The organism is Lactobacillus kefiranofaciens, assembly GCF_014656585.1.
Lineage (GTDB): Bacteria > Bacillota > Bacilli > Lactobacillales > Lactobacillaceae > Lactobacillus > Lactobacillus kefiranofaciens.
In genome coordinates this window covers 1,943,890-1,966,878 of the sequence record NZ_CP061341.1, presented here as the reverse complement: position 1 = coordinate 1,966,878, position 22,989 = coordinate 1,943,890, and the positions used below count along the sequence as shown (strand labels likewise).

Here is a 22,989-nt window from a genome sequence, read left to right as displayed (position 1 = left end):
CAAGAATGAAGCATGATAGAATACTTGCATTAGATGGGCCGCTTAACTTTAGAGATATTGGTGGTTACAAGAATGACAAGGGTCAATATGTCAAGTGGAACAAAATATATCGTTCTGATTCACTTAGCTCCTTGTCTGAAAAAGATGAACAAAAATTAGCTGACCGTCGTATCACCGTTGATATTGATTTGCGTTCAAAATATGAACAAAATGCATCTCCGGATGTCTCTTGGCCTGGCGTGCGCTACGTAGACGCGCATATTTATTCTGAAGATCGCAAGAAGAATAAAGGCGACAACAAGCTCTATCGCTTCGTTCATCATATTCCTGATATGGGTGATAATTGGCTAGGGCAGATCTATCAGCAGGTTTTGCTTAATACGCACAGCCAGCATGAATTTGCTAGAATTTTTGCGGAATTAATTGAGTTGCCACCTGAAGATGCACTGGTTTATCACTGCAGTGCTGGCAAGGATAGAACTGGTATGACGTCTGCCCTAATCTTGACGGCATTAGGTGTAGATGATGATACTATTGCACGAGATTATTTATTGACTAATGAGCTATATGATTTTGCCATAGCTAAGCAGTTCCCCGATGATAATGAGATCGCAAGCTTGGTCTCGAAGATGAATATCACCAAGGGCGAAGGGCCAGCTATTCGCGGCATTACTGAGACCATCCGTAAAGGCTGGGGCAGTTTTGATGCATTTTTTAAGAAAGAACTAGGTTTTAGTCAACACGATTTAGATCGTTTTAGAAAGATGTATTTAGAATAGGAAGAAAATGACAACATTAACTGATGTAGCTAAAGAAGCAAACGTTTCAAAAATGACTGTTTCACGTGTAATCAACCATCCGGAGCAGGTCACGCCGGAATTACGCGGGATGGTAGAAAAGGCGATGAAATCATTGAATTATCGTCCTAACTCTATCGCTCAAGCCTTGGTCAATAACCGTACTAATGTGGTGAAGTTTGTTACTTTAGAAGATATCGATACGACTGAGCCGTATTACATGAATTTATTATTTGGCTTTGCTCGCGGGCTGAATACTAAGCAATATGCCATGCAGTTAGTAACTGATCCAGAGCATATTGAAAGAGGACAGGCAGATGGCTATTTGATCACGGGTGCACGTAATGATGATTATGAGATGTTTGACAAGTTGGACAAGCCTTTTGTCTTGTTCGGCGAGAATCACCGTGGTTATGACTTTGTCGATACTGACAATCAAACTGCTGAGAAAATTGCAACGCAATACGCATTAGACCGGCTGTATAAGCATATCATTTTTATTGGTATTGATCTTAAGGAGCCATTTGAATATTCACGTGAAGCTGGTTATATCAATACGCTGCAGCAGCATCGTTTAATTCCGCAGATTTATCGTGTGCCTAATCATAGTCATTGCGCGCAACAGATTATTCATGATCATTTCTCTGAGTTAAAAAAAGATACTTGCTTTATTTGTGCCAGTGATCGAATCGCGGTCGGAGTAGTACGTGAGTTGCAAAATCGCGGAGCCAAAATTCCTAATGATTTCGGTATTATCGGCTTTGATGGCGTATTTTTGGATCAAGTTTCCAATCCTAAATTGACCACGATTAAGCAGCCGATCTTTAAGATGGGTGAAATGCTGGCTAAGATGCTATTACAGAAGATTGAACAATCAGGATCGCCTCAAGGCGAGATTATGCTTAAGCCAGAATTAATCAGACGGCAAACAACCAGATAATTAAGAAAAAGTTTTTATCGCCAACATGAAAGCGCTATACTTAAATCAGAGATAAATTATAGATAATGAATTGTGAATAGAGGTCAAAAATATGAAAAAAGTTTTAGCAATCAATTCAGGTAGTTCATCTTTTAAATACAAACTCTTCTCATTCCCAGATGAAAAGGTAATCGCATCGGGAATGGCTGATCGTGTGGGATTGGATAATGCCGTTTTCAAAATTAAGTTGAGCAATGGCAAGGAATACATTAAGAATACGTCGATTCCCGATCAAGCAGCTGCAGTGAAACTGTTAATGGAAGACTTGCAAAAGTTTAATGTGGTTAAAGATTTAAAAGAAATTGCTGGTGTTGGCCATCGGGTAGTTAATGGTGGTGAAATCTTCAAGGATTCTGCCATAATTGATGATCAAAAGCTGCAGCAAATTTTTGATCTAGGTGAATTGGCACCACTGCATAATATTCCTGAAGCAATGGGAATTAAGGCATTTAAGGAAACCATCCCTAATGTGCCTCAAGTAGCGGTTTTTGATACTTCTTATCATACTAGCCTTGATCCAGTTCATTATCTATATTCAATTCCTTATAAGTATTACAAGGATTATGGCATTCGTAAGTACGGTGCACATGGCATCTCAATTGATTATGTTGCTCCACGTGCTGCTAGAATGATGGGCAAAAACCCTAACATTGTTCGTCTAATCGTTTGTCACTTAGGCTCTGGTGCCTCAATTACAGCAGTTAAGCATGGCAAGTCATTTGATACTTCAATGGGCTTCAGTCCATTAACTGGGGTAACGATGGGTACTCGTAGCGGAGACTTTGATCCGTCAGCTGTTCAGCGTCTGATGAAGAAAACTGGCATGTCAATTGACGAAGTTGTCGATATGCTAAACCATGATTCTGGATTACTAGGCATCTCTGGCGTTTCATCTGATATGCGTGACTTGATTGAAAGCAAGAAGAAGTCCGCTAAGTTGGCCCGCCGGATCTTTATTAACCGAGTCGTTCGGTATGTTGGTGCCTATGCGGCCGAGATGGATGGTGTTGATGGAATCGTCTTCACGGCTGGAGTTGGCGAACATGATCCTGGCATTCGTGCGGGAATTATGGCTTCATTGAGATTCTTAGGTCTTGATCCTGACTTTAAGGCTAACCGAACTGATGGTGAAAAGTTTATTTCTAAACCACGTTCTAAGGTGAAAGCCTTGATTGTGCCAACGAATGAAGAGCTGATAATTGCACGTGAAGTTATTCGTTTAACGCGATAAAAAGATTATTTTTAAAGGCATCCCTAAAGGGGATGCTTTTTTTGATACCGCTAACAGGCAAGATTGTATTGAAACCGGTTTCTTTATTCAACTAAACTATGGATGGAGGAAAAAATTATGGCACATTGGTACGATCATGCAATTATTTATCAAATTTATCCTAAGTCTTTTCAAGATAGCAACGGTGATGGCATCGGTGATCTTAATGGGATTCGCCAGCGTATTCCCTATTTGCAAAATCTAGGCGTCAATGCGGTTTGGCTAAACCCAGTCTTCGTTTCCCCTCAAGTAGATAATGGCTATGATGTTTCAAATTACTTCGCCATTGATCCACATATGGGAACGATGGAAGATATGGAAAACTTAATTAAGGACCTGCATCAAGCAGGAATTCATCTCATCATGGATTTTGTTTTAAACCATACTTCTGATCAACATCCTTGGTTTCAAGATGCAATCAAGAATCCTAATAGCATTTACCGTGACTACTACATCTTTGCTGGACATGATGGCAAGCGGCCAAACAACTGGGGCAGCTTCTTTGGCGGTAGCGTTTGGGATCCTGATCCAGCAGGAACGGGGCAATCATATTTCCACTTGTTTGACAAGCGCATGCCTGACTTGAATTGGAAAAATCCAGAGGTTCGCCACGCCATGCTAGAAGTAGCGGAATATTGGCTCAAAAAAGGCATTGATGGCTTACGGCTAGATGCTTTTATTCATATTGGCAAGGCAGATTTAAGGCAAAATTATCCTACTAAAACTGACGATGATCAGCCAGTAATCGCGGAACCATTTTTTGCTAATTTGCCCCAAGTTCAAGAATGGATGCGGCCGTTTTGCGAGCAAATCAAGCAGGACTATCCAGATGCATTGTTATTAGGTGAAGCCGCTAGTGCCAGCGTTAATTTGGCCGTTGACTACACTAATCGGCGTAATCATTTGATGGATAGCGTTATCACGTTCCGCTACTTTACTGATGATGAGTCTAAGATCGATCCACGTTTTTCAGAACAATATCAACCTAAGGATTTAGATCTCACCGCCTTTAAGCAAAACCAGGTTGTCTGGCAGCAGACTTTAGCGGGGGTGTCGCAGCCAACTTTGTATTGGAATAACCATGATATGGCTAGAATTGCGACTCGAGTTGCCAAGACGCAAACTCAGGCTAAGAGTCTAGCGATGTTGATGTATTTGCAGCGCGGTATTCCGATTATCTATTATGGTGAAGAATTAGGAATGAAAAACCTGCATTTTACGCATGCAGAGCAGTTTGAAGATCAAACGGTTAAGCCGTGGCTAAAGGATGCGGAGCAATTTTTAAGCAAAAAAGATGCTATGGCAATGCTTAGCGATAATCATAAATTGCCGGCACGGGGTCCGATGTGCTGGGACGATACGAAGAATCACGGCTTCACTGATGGCACGCCATGGTTAACAGGCATTAGTCAAAACGATGCTACAGTTGCTAGTGAGATGAATGTTGCTGGCAGCATGTACAGCTTTTATAAGCAGATGCTGACTTTGAAAAAAGAGAAGCTATTCCAAAATGGTACTTATTATATGATTGCAACGGATAAAAATAGTTATGTCTATCAGCGTGACTTAGGCGATGAGAGCGCGATTGTAGCCGTATCATTGAGCAATCAAAAGACAGTGATTACAGTTCCCGGGAAATATACCGAGGAAAAATTAAAAGCGGGAGAATATCAGTTAACTGATGGGAAGTTAACTTTGATGCCTTATGCAGGCGTTGTGTTGAAAAAGGAGAACTAACAGATGCAATTAGCAGCTTTAAAGCACCGAACTGAAAGCGAAGATAGTTTTGTAATTGATCCTACTCATGTACGCGTTCGCTTCCATAGCGCTAAGAATGATGTAGAAAAAGTAATTGTGCACTACTGTGACAATTACTTGCCATTAACTGAGGCGCAAACCATCGTGATGGATAAGATTGGTGAAGGCCAAGTTGAAGATCATTGGGGCGCAACGTTGACAGCACCATATCACCGCTTGAAATATTCTTTTGAGGTGATTGGTAGAGATGGGACTAGCGTAGTTTATGGTGATCGTGCAATTAGCAGTGATGTTGAGTCGGCCTTGATGGAAGACGGTTCTTACTTTAAGGTGCCGTACTGCCACGACATTGATATGGCTAAGACCCCAGAATGGGTAAGGCATACCGTGTGGTATCAGATCTTCCCAGAACGTTTTGCTAATGGGGATAAATCCAATGATCCTAAGGGTACCAAGCCTTGGAATTCTAGTGATCATCCGGGTCGCGAGGACTTTTATGGTGGCGACTTGCAAGGGGTATTAGATCATTTAGATTACTTAAAGAAATTAGGCGTCAACGGTATTTATTTCTGTCCTATTTTTAAGGCGCATTCTAATCATAAATACGATACGATCGACTACCTTCAAGTGGATCCCGATTTTGGTGACAAAGACTTGTTTGCCAAAGTTGTTAATGAAGCACATGCCCGCGGGATGAAAGTCATGTTGGATGCTGTCTTTAATCACTTAGGTGACCATTCAATGCAATGGCAGGATGTGGTTAAAAATGGACCAAGTTCGCGCTTTGCTAGTTGGTTCCATATTAATGAATATCCAGTTGAGCCATATCGCAACCCTGCGAAGGGCGAAGGTAATCCGCAATTTGACACTTTTGCCTTTGAAAAGCATATGCCTAAACTGAATACTGCTAATCCAGAAGTGCAAGACTTCTTATTAGAGATTGCTACCTACTGGGTAAAATATTTTGATATCGATGCATGGCGCTTGGATGTAGCTAATGAGGTAGACCATCATTTCTGGAAGAGATTCCACAAGGCTGTCACAGATATCAAGCCTGACTTCTACATCGTCGGCGAAGTCTGGCACTCGGCTCGGCCATGGCTGAATGGCGATGAGTTCACTGGAGTCATGAATTATCCTTATACTTTGCAGATTGAAGATCATTTCTTCAAGCATAAGTTAACCGCTTTGCAAATGACTAGACGATTAACCGACCAGTTAATGAAATATCGTGATTCAACCAACGCGGCCATGATGAATATGCTGGATTCTCACGATACTGCGAGGATTTTAACGGTGGCTAATGGTGATCAAGATTTAGCTTTGCAGGCGTTGATATTTGAATTTATGCAAAAAGGCAGTCCATGTATTTACTATGGTACGGAAATGGGCATGACTGGTGGCAATGATCCTGATTGCCGTAAACCAATGGATTGGTCTAAGGAAGATGGTCCGGTTTGGCAAAGAGTGCATCAATTAATTAAATTCCGGTTAGACCATGACGAAACCTTTGGCAAAGGGACGATTCAGTTACGCGTAACAGAAAATGGTCTGATTGAGGTCATTCGTGAAGGAAAAGAGAGTATTCACGCATACTTTAACACTACGAACGAACCAGTAGAGATTAGTTGTGCAGATACTTTTAGCCAAGATTATGAAAATAATCAATTAGCTCCAAAAGGCTTTGTAATCAGTGTTCAGTAAAAGTTACTTATAATAAGCCAGATCGAGAAGATGGATGAAGTTCTATCTTCTTTTTTTGCAATAAATCTTGATACCGTTAACAGTACTTTTAATATTGTAAACCGCTTTCAATTCAAATATAATTTCAATTCAAATATAATGAAAGCGCAAACAAAAGAGCACCTCAAATATTGCGGGAGATAACAAATGAAACGAATTTTTGAAATTGACCCTTGGAAGGTCATCACTCATAACTTCGATCCAAATAATAAACGGCTGCAGGAAAGCATGACTGCAATCGGTAATGACTATATGGGTATGAGAGGCAACTTTGAAGAAGGGTACTCTGGTGATCATTTGCAAGGAACTTACCTTGCAGGTGTCTGGTTCCCAGATAAGACTCGTGTAGGCTGGTGGAAGAACGGTTATCCAAAGTACTTTGGCAAGACCCCAAACGCACCAAGTTTTATCGGTATTGGCATTACAATTAATGGCGAGAAGCTAGATTTAGCCCTAGTTAAGTTTGATGATTTTGAATTAGCATTAGACATGCACCAAGGACTTCTTTCAAGAAGCTTCATTTATGAAGGAAAAGATGTCAAAGTTAAATTTGAATTTGAACGCTTCCTTTATATCATTCAAAAAGAAGCTGCTTTAATCAAGGTTAAGGCAACTGTACTTGAAGGACATGCCAAGATTGATTTTTATTCCTCGTTAGATGGCACCGTTGTTAATGAAGACAGCAATTACGACGAACGCTTCTGGTTGCCACTTGGTGAAGACAAGGATGCAAGAACCATTCAAGTCCAAACTAAGGAAAATCCATATGACGTTCCTCAATTTACTGTTTTGCTTAAACAAGGCTTACGTCATAACGGTGAAACGGTAGAAGGCGATGTTTCTACTGAAGAGGCTAAATTAAGCGAAAAGCTTTCAATTGACTTAAATGAAGGCGAAAGCTATGAACTTGAAAAAGACGTCATTGTAGTAACTAGCCGCGACGTTAAGGATGAAGATCAAGCTGATGTTGCAGCGGACTTAATGAAGAAGCTGCAATCAAAGAGCTTTGCAGATAACTTAGCTGACCATACAGCAGCTTGGAAGAAGCGCTGGGATAAGTCAGATGTTGAGATTTCCGGTGATGATGCCGCTCAACAAGGTATTCGCTTTAACATTTGTCAATTGTTCATGACTTACTACGGTGAAGATGAACGATTAAACGTCGGTCCTAAAGGCTTTACTGGAGAAAAGTACGGTGGTGCTACTTATTGGGATACCGAAGCTTACATTGTTCCAATGTACTTATGTGTAACTGATCCAAGCGTTCCAAGAGCTTTGCTGCAATATCGGCACGATCAATTGCCAGGTGCTTACCATAATGCTAAAGAGCAAGGTCTTCCAGGAGCTTTGTTCCCAATGGTTACCTTTAACGGAATTGAATGCCACAACGAATGGGAAATTACCTTCGAAGAAATTCACAGAAATGCAGATATTCCTCATGCAATTGCTATGTACACTGATTACACCGGTGATGATAGCTACGTTAAGAATGAAGGTATGGACGTTTTAGTTGGCACCGCAAGATTCTGGGCAGCTAGAGTTCACTGGTCTAAGTGGCGTAACAAGTACGTCATGCACGGCGTAACGGGTCCTAACGAATATGAAAATAACGTTAACAACAACTGGTTCACCAATACAATGGCAAGATGGCTTCTGCAATATACTTTGAAGCGCTTGCCACTGGCAACTAAGGAAGCTCAAGCAAGAGTTCACGTTACTGAAGAAGAAAAAGCTAAATGGCAAGACATCGTTGATAAGATGTACTTACCAGAAGATAAAGAACGCGGCATCTTCTTACAGCAAGATGACTTTCTTGATAAAGACATCCGTCCGGTTAGCGAAATTGAAGATCAACGTCCAATTAATCAGCACTGGTCATGGGATAAGATCTTGCGCTCACCATTCATCAAGCAAGCTGATGTTTTGCAAGGCATTTACTTCTTGAATGATCAATACACTAAGGAACAAAAAGAAAAGAACTTCGACTTCTACGAACCATTGACAGTTCATGAAAGTTCACTTTCACCATGTATCCACTCGATCTTGGCTGCTGAGTTAGGCAAGCAAAAGAAGGCTGTTGAGCTTTATGAAAGAACGGCTCGACTTGATCTTGATAACTACAACAATGATACGGTTGACGGCTTGCACATCACTTCAATGAGCGGTTCATGGCTGGCAATTGTTCAAGGTTTCGCAGGGATGCGTTATGACCATAATCAATTGAAGTTCAATCCATTCGTGCCAGATGCTTGGGATCATTACAGCTTCAAGATTAACTACCGTGGTCGTTTAATTGAAGTTTATGTAGATCACCAAGACACTAAGATCACCTTGCTTAAGGGTGATGATTTAGATGTCTTAGTTAAAGACAAGAAACTTACTCTTAAAGAAGGTGAAACGCAAAATGCTTAAAGGATTATTATTCGATTTAGATGGTGTTTTAACCAATTCGGCTAAGTTTCACCTGACTGCTTGGAATAATTTAGCTAAAGAATTGGGCATCACTTTAACTGACGCTCAACTTGATAGCTTACGTGGGATTTCAAGAATGGATTCACTGGAATTAATCTTGAAGTACGGTGGCCAAGAAGATAAATATTCTGAAGCAGAAAAAGAAAAGTTTGCGGCGGAAAAGAACGCTAAGTTCGTTGAACAAGTTGAAACGATGACGCCTAAGGATATTTTGCCAGGCATTCCAGAACTTTTAGCAGATGCTAAAAAGCAAAACTTAAAGATGGTGATTGCTTCAGCTTCCAAGAATGCCCCTAAGATTTTAACTAGATTAGGCATTATGGATGAGTTCGATGGCATTGTTGATCCTGCAACTTTGCATCGCGGCAAGCCGGATCCTGAGATTTATGAAAAGGCGCAAGAAATTGCCGGGCTTAAAGCTGATGAAGTAATCAGTTTTGAAGATGCCAAGGCTGGGGTCGAGTCAATCAAGGCTGCTGGTCAATTTGCAGTTGGCATTGGTGATAAGGATCTTTTGCATGAAGCAGACTATATCGTTCCAACTACAGCGGATTTGAAGCTGAGTGAGATTGAAAAAGTTTTTGAAGAAAAATAAAAGTTAGAGAGTAGGGGAAACAATGGTTGAGGTTGATTTAAACCATATTTACAAGAAATACGCAGGCAACGATAAGTATTCTGTAAATGATTTTGATTTACACATTAAGGACAAGGAATTTATCGTATTCGTTGGTCCATCAGGTTGTGGTAAGTCAACGACTTTGAGAATGGTGGCTGGTCTAGAGGATATCAGCAAGGGTACTTTGAAAATCGATCATAAGGTTATGAACGATGTTGCGCCAAAGGATAGACACATTGCGATGGTTTTCCAGAACTACGCTTTGTATCCACACATGACGATCTATGACAACGTGGCTTTCGGCTTGAAGCTTCGCCATACGCCTAAGGACGTAATTGACGGCAAGGTTAAGAAGGCTGCTAAGATGTTAGGCCTAGAAGAGTACTTGGATAAAAAGCCAGGTGCTTTGTCCGGTGGTCAGCGTCAGCGTGTTGCCTTAGGACGTGCGATTGTACGTGAGGCACCTATCTTCTTAATGGACGAACCTTTGTCAAACCTTGATGCTAAGCTGCGTGTAACAATGCGTACCGAAATTGCTAAATTGCACCAGGACTTGGGTACCACTACTATTTATGTTACCCACGACCAGACTGAAGCAATGACTTTGGCTGACAGAGTTGTCGTTATGTCTGTTGGCCGAGTAGAGCAAATCGGTTCGCCACTTGAGGTCTACAACAAGCCAGTGAACATGTTCGTTGCCGGATTCATTGGTTCCCCTCAAATGAACTTATTCAATGTTCACTATAAGGACGGACGAATTTCAGACGGCAAGGGTCTGAATATCGGTATCCCTGAAGGCAAGGCTAAGATGCTTGACGAAAAGGGCTACAACGATAAGGATTTAGTCTTCGGTATTCGTCCAGAAGATATTCACTCAGAAGAAGCATTTATGGAAACTTGGCCAGATTCAGTCATTGAATCTAAGGTTGTTGTTTCAGAGCTTCTGGGTGCAACCATTCAGCTTCACCAAGAAGTTGATGGTACTGAATTTACTGCAATCGTAAATTCACGTGATTATCATAAGCCTGGTGACAAGGTCAAGATGGGCTTCGATGTTAACAAGGCTCACTTCTTTGACAAAGACAGCACCAAGACGATCGTTAACTAATTTTATTAAAGCTTACAACCATATGTAGCAAAGGCTACTGTTGTTAAGAATTGTTTATTGTTTTGATTTTTAGGAGGAAAAGTCATGAAGATTTGGAAGAAAATGGCTTTAGGTAGTGCTGCAGTACTCGCAGCTATGTCATTAGCAGCTTGTTCAAACGGTTCAAGCAACTCATCAAGTAGTAGTAATAGCTCAAGCAAGAAAGCTAACTTAACTCTTTGGGTTGATACTGAGCAAGTTCCTTACTACAAGCAAATTGCTAAGGACTTTACTAAGAAGAACAAGAATATCAAGGTTCGTGTTGTTCAAAGTCCTAACGGTTCAGCTAACGCTAAGACTGATGTTGGTAAGGACCCATCAAAGGCTGCCGATGTATTTGAAGTTCCTAACGACCAATTAGGTCAAATGGCTGAAGCTGGTTACATTAACCCACTTTCACCAGAAGCAACTAAGGATATTAAGGCTAACTACATTAAGGTTGCTTCAGAAGGTGTAACTTGGAAGAACAAGATTTACGCATTCCCATACGCACAACAAGCACAAACCATTTACTACAACAAGTCTAAGTTGTCCGCAAATGATGTTAAGGACTGGAAGACTTTAACTTCTAAGGGTGTTGTAGCTACTGACTTTACTAACGCATACGTAATGTGGCCAGTAATGTTCTCAGCAGGTACAAAGCTTTATGGTGCTAGCGGTGAAGACCTTAAGGGTTCAACCTTCGATTCACAAAACGGTGTTAATGCTTTGAAGTGGTACGCAGCTCAAAAGAAGAACAAGGGCGTAATGCAAACTTCAAACGCTTTGAACCAATTGAAGAAGGGTAACGCACAAGCTATCCTTGATGGTCCATGGAACGCTGCTAACATTAAGAAGATCTTGGGCAAGAACTTCGGTGTTGCTAAGTATCCTAAGATTGAAGTTGGCGGCAAGACTGTTCAAATGCAAGCATTCCTTGGTATCGAAGGTTTCGCAGTTAACTCACACACCAAGAACGCTAAGGCTGCTTCAGATTTAGCTGCTTACATTACTAACAAGAAGGCACAATTAATCGCTCACAAGGAAGCTGGTCAAATCCCAGTACTTAAGACTGCTGTAAACTCAAGCGCTGTTAAGAATGACCCAGTGGCTGAAGCTGTAATTGAAATGGCTAAACCAGGTAACTCAGTATTACAACCTAAGCTTCCACAAATGGCAACATTCTGGAACGAATCAGCTCCACTTATCAGTGGTACTTACGACGGCAAGATTAAGCCTTCACAATACAAGGCAAAGCTTGCTAAGTTGCAAAAAGATATTTCTAAGAAATAATTAAAATAATATTTCTTAAAGCATAAGCAAAGGTTGGCCGTTAATCCCAACCTTTTTGCCTAAGAAGGGGAGAAGTTATGTTTCTAAAGAAAAAACATGTAGCTCCTAAAGCAAAATATAGCGAAGTATGGTCCAAAGGCGATATTGCTACTAAGTTATCATTCTTGATTATGGGTAGTAACGCCTTGGCCAATAAGCAATGGGTAAAAGGGTTAGCACTTTTACTCTCGGAAGTTGTTTTCCTTGTTTGGTTCATCTTCAGCGGTATTTCAACTTTAGGCGTATTAGCTACAATAGGTTCTATTAAAAGCAAAAAAGTTGTCTATGATGCTGCACAAGGCGTTTATATCACCAAGCAGCCTTCAAACTCTGTTTTGATTCTGCTGTTTGGGGTACTGGCAATTATCTTATGTATTGCAATGATTTATCTTTACATTGTTAACTTAAGATCAACCAGACACAACTACATCTTAAAGCGTGACGGTGAACACATTCCAACCAATATGGAAGAAATCAAGAGCTTGTTTGATACGCGTTTGCACGCAACCTTGATGGTTATCCCATTACTTGGAATCTTGTTCTTCACGATTTTGCCAACGGTCTTCATGATCTCAATGGCATTTACCAACTATGATCGTCAACACCCGATCGCATTCTCTTGGACTGGCTTTAAAGCCTTCGGGAATGTTTTAAGTGGTGACTTAGCTGGTACTTTCTTCCCAGTCTTAGGCTGGACCTTGATCTGGGCTGTAGCTGCGACTGCAACTACATTCTTCTTCGGTGTCCTGCTTGCAATGCTGATTGAATCAAAAGGCATCAAACATAAGGCATTTTGGAGAACGGTCTTCGTAATTGTTTGGGTTGTCCCACAATTCGTATCACTGTTGATGATGGCTCAATTCTTAGACTATCAGGGTGCCTTGAACAACATCTTGATGAATCTGCACTGGATCAGTTCGCCAATTCACTTTATTGACAACCAAGCTTCCCCATTAGTTGCCAGAATTACCGTTATTATCGTTAACATGTGGATCGGTATTCCAGTCTCCATGTTGGTTTCAACCGCGATTATTCAAAATTTGCCGCAAGATCAAATTGAAGCTGCCAAAATTGACGGTGCTAATGCAGCACAAATCTTCCGTTCAATTACTTTCCCACAAATCCTATTTGTAATGGCTCCTTCATTGATCCAACAATTCATTGGTAACATTAATAACTTCAACGTTATCTTCTTGCTGACCGGTGGGGCACCAATGAACAGTAATTATAACGGCGCCGGGTCGACTGACTTGCTGGTAACGTGGCTATATAACTTGACCTTCGGGCAAGAGCAACGTTATAACGCATCAGCTGTTCTAGGTATCTTAATCTTTATTATTAGTGCGGTTGTTTCGCTGATTGCGTACAGACACACCAATGCTTTCAAGGAGGGCTAACACATGAAGTCTTATTCAAATCAAAGACGGCTCTCATTAATCTTTCGGTATATCCTGCTAATTCTATTAGCAATTCTCTGGATACTGCCAATTGTGTGGATCGTCTTAGCAAGTTTTTCATACAATGATACGGGGTTTGTTTCGACCTTCTGGCCAGAACAATTCACGTTGCAAAACTATATTGGGATTTTCACTAATCCACAATACCCATTTGGCAACTGGATCATTAATACTTTAATTGTCTCAATCGCTTCAATGATTGTTTCAACTTTCTTAACTATTTCAGTTGCGTATGTTTTGTCACGACTCCGCTTCGCATTTAGAAAACCATTCTTGCAAATTGCTTTGGTCTTAGGGATGTTCCCAGGCTTCATGTCAATGATTGCTTTGTACTACATCTTAAAGGGACTTAATATGTTAAACCTCTTTGGGTTGTTCCTAGTTTATGTAGGTGGTGCCGGCTTAGGCTTCTACGTTGCTAAAGGTTTCTTTGATACGATTCCTAGATCAATCGACGAAGCTGCTGAAATCGACGGTGCTACTAAGTGGCAAGTATTCTTACACATTGGTTTGCCACTTTCAAAGCCAATGATCGTTTACACTGCTTTGACTGCATTCATTGCTCCATGGACAGACTTCATTTTCTCAGGTATTATTCTTTCAACCTCAGGAAACGCCAAGACCTACACGGTTGCCTATGGACTATACAACATGGTTCACACGGCTAAGGGTAACGCGACTGCATACTTCGCACAATTCGTTGCAGGGTGTGTAATCATCGCGATTCCTATTACGATCTTGTTCGTCTTCATGCAGAAGTTCTACGTTAACGGAATTACTGCTGGTGCAGATAAGGGTTAAGGTAAATATAAAATTGCTTATGCTAAAAAACGCTTTGCTCGAAAGGGCAAGGCGTTTTTTGTACCCAAAATTAATCATTATGTTTTTGCTCCTTGCGTAACCGTTTTCGTGTTAGAATGAAGCTGAAAAAGAAACGAAAAAAGGGTTTTTCAAGGACATGAAAATGACAAAAATGAAAATTATTCAAGGCGATATTACTAAAATGAAGGCAGATGCCATCGTTAATGCTGCTAACAATTCTCTTCTTGGTGGCGGTGGCGTTGACGGTGCGATTCATGCGGCAGCAGGTCCGCACTTGCAAGAGGAATGTATGACTTTACATGGCTGCCCAACAGGAGAAGCAAGGATAACGCGTGGCTATAAGTTGCCAGCAAAATATGTAATTCATACAGTAGGTCCAGTATATTCGGGCGACTCAAGTGATGCGCATATGCTTGCATCTTGCTATTACAACTCACTTGTTTTGGCTAAAGAAAAGGGACTTCATAGTGTGATTTTCTCAGCTATTTCTACTGGTGTGTATGGCTATCCTGCAGAAAGTGCAACTAAAGTTGCAGTTGATACTATTCAAAAGTGGCAAAAGGAAAATCCTGATTATAAGATGACTATTGCGTTGTGTGCCTACGATAATCAGATGTATCGCTTGTATGAGAAGATGGTAGCGTAGGATTTATTAAAATCAATTAAACCCTGGTTGGTGATAAAAGTGGAAACAGTAGATAATTACGGGGCTATATTTAAAAATATACGTGAAAAAAGGGGATTGTCATTAACTCAAGTTGCAAGAGGAATAATTTCTCCAGCCACACTATCTATATGGGAGAATGGTAAAGGAGAAATGTATTTTGGTAACGTAGTGAGTCTCTTGCAACGGTTAAATATTTATCTAGACGAATTCATTAGTATTGCACAATATAGTAGAAAAGATAATGCAGCGATCAGAGCATTATTGGAACAAGTGCAAAAAGCTTATTCAGAAGATAACGCTGTTCGTTTAGAAGAGTTGGCTCAACGACAGATACGATGTTATCAGTCGTCTAATAAAGAACTAGATTTATTTTTAGCGATGACAATATGTAGTTGTTATGAAGATATCACTGGAAAGAACATTTTGAGTGATAAAGAGCGAACTCGATTAGATCATATTTTTCAGCATGTGAATGTCTGGAATAAATACTATATTAGGGCATTTGGCAATTGTATTACATTATTGAATAGTAGTGAGATATTTAAAATAAGCGTTCAGATTCTTAACGGTTTAAAAGAGATACCGCAAGATAATCTGACACAGATCTCAGAATCTGTTAAAGCCGTACTTAATGCTGTGATTATTTTATTGCAAAGGGATGCAAAGATAGCTGCAGCTCTTTTAGAAAAAACGAGCAGCTTTAAAATTCCTGTAGATTTATTATATTTGAAAATGCAGATATTATTTCTACAAGAAGTAGTAGCCTATTTGCAAAATGACAGTCGACCAGTTACTACAATGGAAAAGTTGACTGACATACTATGTTTGCTAGGGTATAATGATGAAGCTAATAAATGGTGTCAAATATTTAAAAATAGTATTCAAAAAGGTCATGAGCAGTAAGTTCATGACCTTTTTAGTTAGATTACTGAAACTTGAAAGCTAGAAATCACGCTCTTTCCGCATGGTTTCTAGTCTTTTTTGCGTAAAAATAAAAACGCAGGATTTCTCCACGTTATACTTTAAGTGTCAAATCCAAAGTAAAGGAGATCCTACGCAATGAAAAGTATAACGCAATTTAACCAAGAAAAGGACACTAAATCTTTAATTTCTTCATTTACTAAGTTAATTGGTCTAGGTGATTTGAGTAAAAAGGTAAACTTCAAACGACATTCCCTGGTTAGCCTGTTAATGGTTATTACCTGGATGATCAAGGCTAGATTTGCGCGAAAGTCGCTTTATCGCTGTCAGCGCGCCAAGAATTTTACTGCTAAAACTGGCAGAAATGTGCTTAATGATGGCCGCATCAACTGGCAGAAGCTGGTCTGTTTGGCTGCTGTCAAACTGATTTCTGTTTTGAAACCGGTAATTGATCGACGTAGAAGATTGGCTTTAATCGTTGATGACACGCTAATGGCTCGTTCTTGTTCTAAGAAGACCGAATTATTGGCTAAAGTCTATGATCATGACAAGCATGAATTTTTAACCGGCTATCGTGGTCTAACTGTTGGCTGGAGCGATGGCAATACCTTCTTGCCGGTTAATTTTGCTTTGATGTCAACTAAGAAAAAAGAGAATATGATTGGCAATCAGCCTGTTACTACTGATCAGCGCTCAATTGCCGGTCGTAGAAGAACCCAGGCTCAAAGACCAATGAACGCTGTCACGGTGGAGCTGCTTAAGCAGGCTGTCGCGCTGGGCATACCGGCTGAATACGTCTTATTCGACAGCTGGTTCTCTTCACCTAAAATGTTCTGGCAGCTGAAACAATTAGGGTTAGACAGCGTAGGCATGCTTAAGCAGACCAAGAAAGTTTATTATCGTTACCGCGGCCGCCTTTATGATGTCAAAGGCCTGTATGAACGTTTGGCTGCCGCCAAAACGCGGCAGTAAAGGAAAATATTTAGTACTGGCAACTACGCAATACAAGCTGCATCCACAGGAAATCATTCAGCTCTATGGCCGCAGATGGCAGATCGAAACTTATTTTAAAGCAGCTAAGCAATACTTAGCCTTAAACAAATCACAGATTCAAAGCTATGACGGGCAATGCGGCTACATTGCCGTGACAGCTCTAACTTATGATCTGTTGGCTTGGCAAGAAAGACAGAGTATCGATGATCGAACCTTAGGCGATTTATTCTATTTAATGAATGAAGCGCTGCCTGATTTAGCCTTTGAAGAGTACCTGCTTACCGCTCTTAAAGAAGTAAAAGCAGAGATCTCCGCCACAGTGGAACAAATATTAGACAACTTTATTAAGTTATTGCCGGTTTTCATGCAAAAGCAGCAGCTGCGGACAGCTTAAAAACTAATTTAAGAGACAAAAAGCCAGATCCAATATGGATCCGGCTAGTTTTAGTGCTTTCAAGTTTCAGTTATGGATTAAAAGTAAAACTAGTGAAAGCGATTACTTATTTATCTCGATAAGAAATACCCCATGCGAAGATCAAAATTAAAATAAAGTTCAATAATAAAGTAAATCCGGTTACCCAGAAAACAGTCGCATAGTTTGAAAAACCCGAAATGGCAGAACCCATTAATGATCCAAGTACTGCACCTACTGCTTGGAAAGACTGATTATAACTAAAAATTCGACCAAAACTTTCTTTAGGAGTATTCAAAGTTAAAACAGTTTGAGCTGCAGGCAACATTCCCGCACTAGCAATACCTAATAAGAAACGTAAGAAGGCAAGCATCCACGGATTATTAGTTAAAGCCATTGGTGCAAATAAAATGAAGCCGATGACTAAACCTACACGCAAAACGCGTAACGGCCCAATTTCATCCATCTTATGGCCAATTCGGGATGCCGCGATTAATGTGCCCAGTCCCGGCGTTGCGGCAACGATACCTGCTACAAAGGCGACATTGCTGCCGTGTGGCATCATCGATTTTACATATAATGATACGATAGGGTCAATTGACATCGTTGAAGATTGGACCAACATTGTAGTAATGAACATTACGATAATCAATTTAACACTAGGCAGACTTCGCATGATCTCGCCCATCGGCTTCATCTTTTCACGAGAAATAGGAGTAAAGTCTTCGTGAACCAAGAAGGTCGTTCCTAAAAAGACGATGAACATGAGCACACCGGTGATGAAGAAAGGAATCCGATAACCCCAGGCACCGCCGAACATGTTGCCAAAGAAACTAGATAAGGCACCACCAAGAAGTGGGCCAACTAAGTTGCCGGCAGTACCAGCAGTCATCATTTGACTCATCACCCAGCCGCTACGTTCATGCGGCGTTTCACTAGCCATCAGTGCAGTTGCGTTGTTAATGTAGCCAGAAAAAGCACCCTGAATAAAACGCATAATAACGATATAAATTGCGTTAGGAGCAAAACCAGTTAAGGTAATCGTCAAAGCCATTACCCCAGAAGCCCGCATGCACATTAACTTTCGACCTTTACGGTCGGCTAAATTACCCCAATAAGGCGAAACTATTGCCTGGGCAATAAAAGTCATGGCAAAGGCCAATCCTGAATATAGGTTGATTTGTAACTTAGAATAATTACCTAAATCAGAAATAAATAATGAAATAAAGGGCATGGTCATTGAATAGCCCATTCCAGTAATAAAACATCCTAGACAAAGGGTGTAAAATGCTTTATGCCAGCCAGCTGGTAAATTGCGTATTTTTGCAGTCAAAAAGTCATCTCTTTCAAAAAATTGGTTAATAATGCTTATTGTAACATATGCTTCAAATGCTAAAATTTTCTTCAATTCTGGCTGCGACTAATACTATATTGTAAATAATGTGCTACGATAATGGCTTGAAGGGAGAAGTTGTATTATGGCACACATGTCACGGCGTGAATATCGCATGAAGAAGGAACATAATCAAACCAGTGCTGATCAAGCGCGGGTTAATTATTCCAGGAATCAAGCTAATAGTCGCGAGGCTTTTAGAAATAAAAAGATTAGCAATCCTGCACCACTTAATACCAAACTGGATACTTCAAGAGAAGATTATCATCAGGTAAAGCTGAACTTCTGGACTATCTTTTCGGATCGACCTTATGTTTCAGTGGCAATTATCGTTTTAGCCCTATTCTTAGCCATGATTAAATTATGGTGGGCCTTACTCATCTTATTGCTAGTGGTGATTGCTGGTATTTTCATTATTGGTCACAGTCATCACCCACATCAGGTGTTAAGTTTAGAATTTCACCTGAAGGCATCAAGAAAATTAAGCATGTTGCGAGCATTAGAGCTTGGTGGTTCCGTTGTAATGTTTTTAGCTACCTATATGAAGCAGGTAGTTACCGTAGACTTCTCATCAGCTGGGTCAACAGATAGCTTCCAGATCATTCAAGGTGCCTTGTCTAATAGTGGTGGCATCTATGGTCAACGTGGCTCGTACTTTTTAAACTTGCTGAATACGGTGACTGGTGGGCAATTATGGAGTTCATATCGCTATGCCACCAATAGTGCACAGATGATGAATAGTAATTCTGGTCGCTGGATTATTATTTGGATTATGTTGTTAATGCTTGCTCCAGCTTTTTGCGTTTTGGCCCAATTCTTTAGAGAGCCTTATTCAAGAAATGCGACTTTAGTTACTTCACTGATCACAACCGTAAGTTTTATTCTGACACCCCTTTTGATGAGAAAATGGGTAGTTGGCTACGCGATGGAGAATCAGATGGCTCGAGAAGCTGCCAATAATGCCGTGCGTATTGGAACGATGGCCTATGTGGGCATGGCTTGTTCAATTCTAGTATTAATCATTGCCATCTATCGCTATATTAAACAAGATAATTTTGCATAAACAAAAACAGCTTAGCTCTAATTGAACTAGGCTGTTTTCTTATATTTTTTGGGAATTAAGAATGAATTAATACCAGTTATGTGCTAACCAAAATCTCTTAGCGTTAACCCATGAACCGTAACGGCTGTAAACATATCTGTCGGCAGTACGTTCTTGGTTCTTAGGTGATAAGTTGCCGTGCAAGTAACCGATTGATAATTGGTATTTACCGTAACATGAACCGTTTCTAGCAGTGTAGTTACCACCTGATTCGCGCATTGCAATCCATCTTTTAGCTGCTCTTTCTTTCTTAGAAAGCTTCGCGGCTTGTACAGTTTGGGTTGAGTTGCTGCTGAAAGCTTGTACAACTGTTACACAGGCAAAGGCAAGTGCTAAAGCAGCTAAAATTTTAACAAAAGTAGATTTAACGTTTTTACTCATTTATTTTATTCATCCTTATTAATACTTGTTTTAAAAAAACTTATTTATTTCTTAATGACTATGCTTATATAGTACGAGCTTAATGTGACAGCAGTGTTACAAAATGAAAACGTCACTCTTACAATCGAGAATATTTAGCCTTTTTTAAGTGTTTTCCGCCCAATTTTGGTAAAATTTAAATGAAATGTACTAATTTAGGAGGTATGAAATGGCAGTTAAACGTTTTTATGAAACTTTTCATCCAGAACACTATGATCTTCGAATCGAAGTAAACCGTGAAAAGAAGACAATTTCTGGAACTTCTACTATTACTGGTGAAGCAATTGAAAATCCAGTAATGGTTAACCAAAAGTTTATGGACATCAAGAATGTTACAGTCGATGGTGAAAAAGTTCCTTTCGAATTTAATGATAAGGATGAAGCAATTAAGATTGATGCGGGCAAAACCGGCAAGATGGTCATCGAGATTGCTTATACCGCACCATTGACCGATACAATGATGGGTATTTATCCTTCATATTACGAAGTTGATGGCGTTAAGAAGCAAATTATCGGTACGCAATTTGAGACTACTTTTGCTCGTCAAGCATTCCCATCAATCGATGAACCAGAAGCTAAGGCTACTTTCTCACTTGCACTTAAGTGGGACGAACAAGATGGCGAAGTTGCTCTTGCCAACATGCCTGAAACTGAAGTGGACCAGGATGGCTACCACCATTTTGAAGAAACTGTCCGCATGTCTAGTTACTTGGTCGCATTTGCCTTTGGTGATTTGCAATCCAAGACTACTCATACTAAGGATGGCGTTTTAATTGGTGTTTACGCAACCAAGGCTCATAAGGCTAAGGAATTAGACTTTGCTTTGGATATTGCTAAACGGGCAATCGAATTTTACGAAGAATTCTACCAAACTAAGTACCCACTTCCACAATCATTGCAATTGACCTTGCCAGACTTCTCTGCTGGTGCCATGGAAAACTGGGGCTTGGTAACTTACCGTGAAGCATACTTATTGCTTGACCCAGACAACACTAGCTTGGAAATGAAGAAGCTGGTTGCCACTGTTATTACCCACGAATTGGCTCACCAATGGTTCGGTGACTTGGTAACCATGAAGTGGTGGGACAACTTATGGTTAAACGAAAGTTTTGCCAACATGATGGAATACTTATCAGTTGATGGCTTGGAACCTGACTGGCATATTTGGGAAATGTTTCAAACGAGCGAAGCTCCTGCAGCTTTGAGCCGTGATGCTACTGATGGCGTTCAACCAATTCAAATGGAAATCAACGACCCTGCAGATATTGACTCAGTCTTTGATAGCGCGATTGTTTACGCTAAGGGTTCAAGAATGTTGGTCATGGTTCGCTCACTTCTTGGCGATGACGCATTGCGTAAAGGCTTAAAGTACTACTTCGATCATCATAAGTTTGGCAATGCTACTGGTGATGATTTGTGGGATGCACTTTCTACTGCTACTGATTTGGATATCGGCAAGATCATGCACTCATGGCTCAAGCAACCTGGCTATCCAGTAGTTAACGCTTTTGTTGATGAAGATGGTCACTTGAAGCTTACGCAAAAGCAATTCTTCATCGGTGAAGGCGAAGATAAGGGTAGACAATGGCAAATTCCATTGAACGCTAACTTCGATGCACCTAAGATTATGTCCGACAAGGAAATCGACTTAGGCAACTATAAGGTAATTCGTGAAGAAGCAGGCCACCCATTAAGAATCAATGTGGGCAACAATTCTCACTTTATTGTTAAGTACGACAAGACCTTGCTCGATGATATCTTGTCTGATGTTGATGAGCTTGATCCAATTGCTAAATTGCAATTATTGCAAGACTTGCGTCTTTTGGCAGAAGGCAAGCAAATTTCTTACGCATCAATCGTACCTCTTCTTACCAAATTCGCTGACTCTAAGTCAAGTTTGGTAATCAATGCATTGTACACAACTGCCGCTAAGCTTCGTCAATTCGTTGAACCTGAATCAGCTGCCGAAAAGAACTTGAAGAAACTCTATGGTCTTTTGTCCAAGGATCAAGTTGCTCGCTTAGGCTGGACAGTAAAGCCAGGCGAAAGCGATGAAGATATTCAAATCCGTCCATACGAATTAGCCGCTAGCCTTTATGCAGAAAACGCTGATTCAATTAAGACGGCTCACGAAGTCTTTACTGAAAATGAAAACAACTTGGAAGGCATGAATGCAGATGTTCGTCCATATGTTTTGCGTAATGAAGTAAAGAACTATGGTAGTCACGACTTAGTTGCTAAGTTGATCAAAGAATATCAAAGAACTGCTGATGCATCTTACAAGGCAGACTTGCGTGGTGCGATTACCAGCACGATTGACCCGGCTGAAGTTAAGGAAATTATTAATAATTTCGAAAATGCCGATGTAATTAAGCCACAAGACTTGCGTGGTTGGTACCGCGGGTTACTGGCTAACCATCATGGTCAACAAGCTGCTTGGGACTGGATCAGAGACGACTGGGACTGGCTTGATAAGACTGTTGGCGGTGACATGGAATTTGCTACGTTTATCACCGTTACAACCGGCGTCTTCCACACTCCAGCAAGATTGAAGGAATTCAAGGAATTCTTTGAACCAAAGGTAAACGTTCCACTTCTTAGCCGTGAAATTAAGATGGATGTTAAGGTCATCGAAAGCAAGGTTGACTTGATCGAAGCCGAAAAAGATGCAGTTAATGCTGCCGTTGCTAAGGCACTTTAATTAGAAAA

At 40.5% G+C, this 22,989-nt stretch carries 17 protein-coding genes and 1 pseudogene; 16 read left to right on the top strand and 2 right to left on the bottom strand.

Features of this window, described 5'->3' with window-relative positions:
- Positions 1-5 precede the first annotated feature (5 nt).
- The 14 genes and pseudogenes from ICI50_RS09665 (at position 6) to ICI50_RS09600 (ending at position 17,347) form a co-directional block, all read left to right on the top strand.
- On the top strand, positions 6-779 hold the full coding sequence (locus ICI50_RS09665; RefSeq protein WP_013854860.1) for a tyrosine-protein phosphatase: 774 nt from the start codon (positions 6-8) through the stop codon (positions 777-779).
- 7 nt (positions 780-786) lie between these two features.
- Positions 787-1,737, top strand: coding sequence for a LacI family DNA-binding transcriptional regulator (locus tag ICI50_RS09660; RefSeq protein ID WP_013854859.1), 951 nt, complete (start codon positions 787-789; stop codon positions 1,735-1,737).
- Positions 1,738-1,828: 91 nt separating this feature from the next.
- Positions 1,829-3,007, top strand: a complete 1,179-nt coding sequence (locus ICI50_RS09655) for an acetate/propionate family kinase (protein ID WP_056940965.1) — start codon at positions 1,829-1,831, stop codon at positions 3,005-3,007.
- 117 nt (positions 3,008-3,124) lie between these two features.
- Positions 3,125-4,783: an alpha-glucosidase gene (locus ICI50_RS09650; RefSeq protein ID WP_056940966.1), complete on the top strand. Its 1,659-nt coding sequence runs from the start codon at positions 3,125-3,127 to the stop codon at positions 4,781-4,783.
- Positions 4,784-4,786: 3 nt separating this feature from the next.
- The gene (locus ICI50_RS09645; RefSeq protein ID WP_188891623.1) at positions 4,787-6,508 is read left to right on the top strand and encodes a glycoside hydrolase family 13 protein; all 1,722 of its coding nucleotides are present in this window, start codon (positions 4,787-4,789) and stop codon (positions 6,506-6,508) included.
- Between the two features lie 186 nt (positions 6,509-6,694).
- Positions 6,695-8,959 (top strand): glycoside hydrolase family 65 protein, encoded by a 2,265-nt coding sequence (locus ICI50_RS09640; protein ID WP_054640323.1) that lies wholly within the window; start codon positions 6,695-6,697, stop codon positions 8,957-8,959.
- Positions 8,952-9,614, top strand: coding sequence for a beta-phosphoglucomutase (pgmB, locus tag ICI50_RS09635; protein ID WP_013854856.1), 663 nt, complete (start codon positions 8,952-8,954; stop codon positions 9,612-9,614). Before ICI50_RS09640 ends, pgmB begins: the two co-directional genes overlap by 8 nt.
- A 22-nt stretch (positions 9,615-9,636) precedes the next feature.
- Entirely contained in the window at positions 9,637-10,743 is a 1,107-nt protein-coding gene (locus ICI50_RS09630) for an ABC transporter ATP-binding protein (protein WP_188891621.1), read from the top strand.
- Positions 10,744-10,827: 84 nt separating this feature from the next.
- On the top strand, positions 10,828-12,054 hold the full coding sequence (locus ICI50_RS09625; RefSeq protein WP_054640322.1) for an extracellular solute-binding protein: 1,227 nt from the start codon (positions 10,828-10,830) through the stop codon (positions 12,052-12,054).
- Between the two features lie 77 nt (positions 12,055-12,131).
- On the top strand, positions 12,132-13,490 hold the full coding sequence (locus ICI50_RS09620) for a carbohydrate ABC transporter permease (RefSeq protein ID WP_056940968.1): 1,359 nt from the start codon (positions 12,132-12,134) through the stop codon (positions 13,488-13,490).
- Between the two features lie 3 nt (positions 13,491-13,493).
- A complete protein-coding gene (locus tag ICI50_RS09615) occupies positions 13,494-14,351 on the top strand; it encodes a sugar ABC transporter permease (RefSeq protein ID WP_013854852.1) in 858 nt (285 codons plus the stop codon).
- Between the two features lie 163 nt (positions 14,352-14,514).
- Positions 14,515-15,018, top strand: a complete 504-nt coding sequence (locus tag ICI50_RS09610) for an O-acetyl-ADP-ribose deacetylase (RefSeq protein ID WP_188891619.1) — start codon at positions 14,515-14,517, stop codon at positions 15,016-15,018.
- Between the two features lie 39 nt (positions 15,019-15,057).
- Entirely contained in the window at positions 15,058-15,942 is an 885-nt protein-coding gene (locus ICI50_RS09605; protein ID WP_188891617.1) for a helix-turn-helix domain-containing protein, read from the top strand.
- Between the two features lie 156 nt (positions 15,943-16,098).
- Positions 16,099-17,347: pseudogene (locus ICI50_RS09600) on the top strand (IS4 family transposase).
- A gap of 106 nt (positions 17,348-17,453) precedes the next feature.
- Here the strand turns inward: ICI50_RS09600 and ICI50_RS09595 are convergent.
- Complete coding sequence (locus tag ICI50_RS09595; protein WP_188891615.1) at positions 17,454-18,698, bottom strand: MFS transporter; 1,245 nt, start codon at positions 18,696-18,698, stop codon at positions 17,454-17,456.
- A gap of 145 nt (positions 18,699-18,843) precedes the next feature.
- Between ICI50_RS09595 and ICI50_RS09590 the strand changes: the two genes are divergently transcribed.
- Positions 18,844-19,821, top strand: a complete 978-nt coding sequence (locus ICI50_RS09590) for a hypothetical protein (RefSeq protein WP_013854849.1) — start codon at positions 18,844-18,846, stop codon at positions 19,819-19,821.
- 66 nt (positions 19,822-19,887) lie between these two features.
- Here ICI50_RS09590 and ICI50_RS09585 read toward each other — a convergent pair whose 3' ends face one another.
- A complete protein-coding gene (locus ICI50_RS09585; protein WP_056940969.1) occupies positions 19,888-20,241 on the bottom strand; it encodes an aggregation-promoting factor C-terminal-like domain-containing protein in 354 nt (117 codons plus the stop codon).
- A gap of 208 nt (positions 20,242-20,449) precedes the next feature.
- Here ICI50_RS09585 and ICI50_RS09580 point away from each other — a divergent pair, with 208 nt between their 5' ends.
- Entirely contained in the window at positions 20,450-22,981 is a 2,532-nt protein-coding gene (locus ICI50_RS09580) for a M1 family metallopeptidase (RefSeq protein ID WP_054640319.1), read from the top strand.
- The last annotated feature ends 8 nt before the right edge of the window (positions 22,982-22,989 follow it).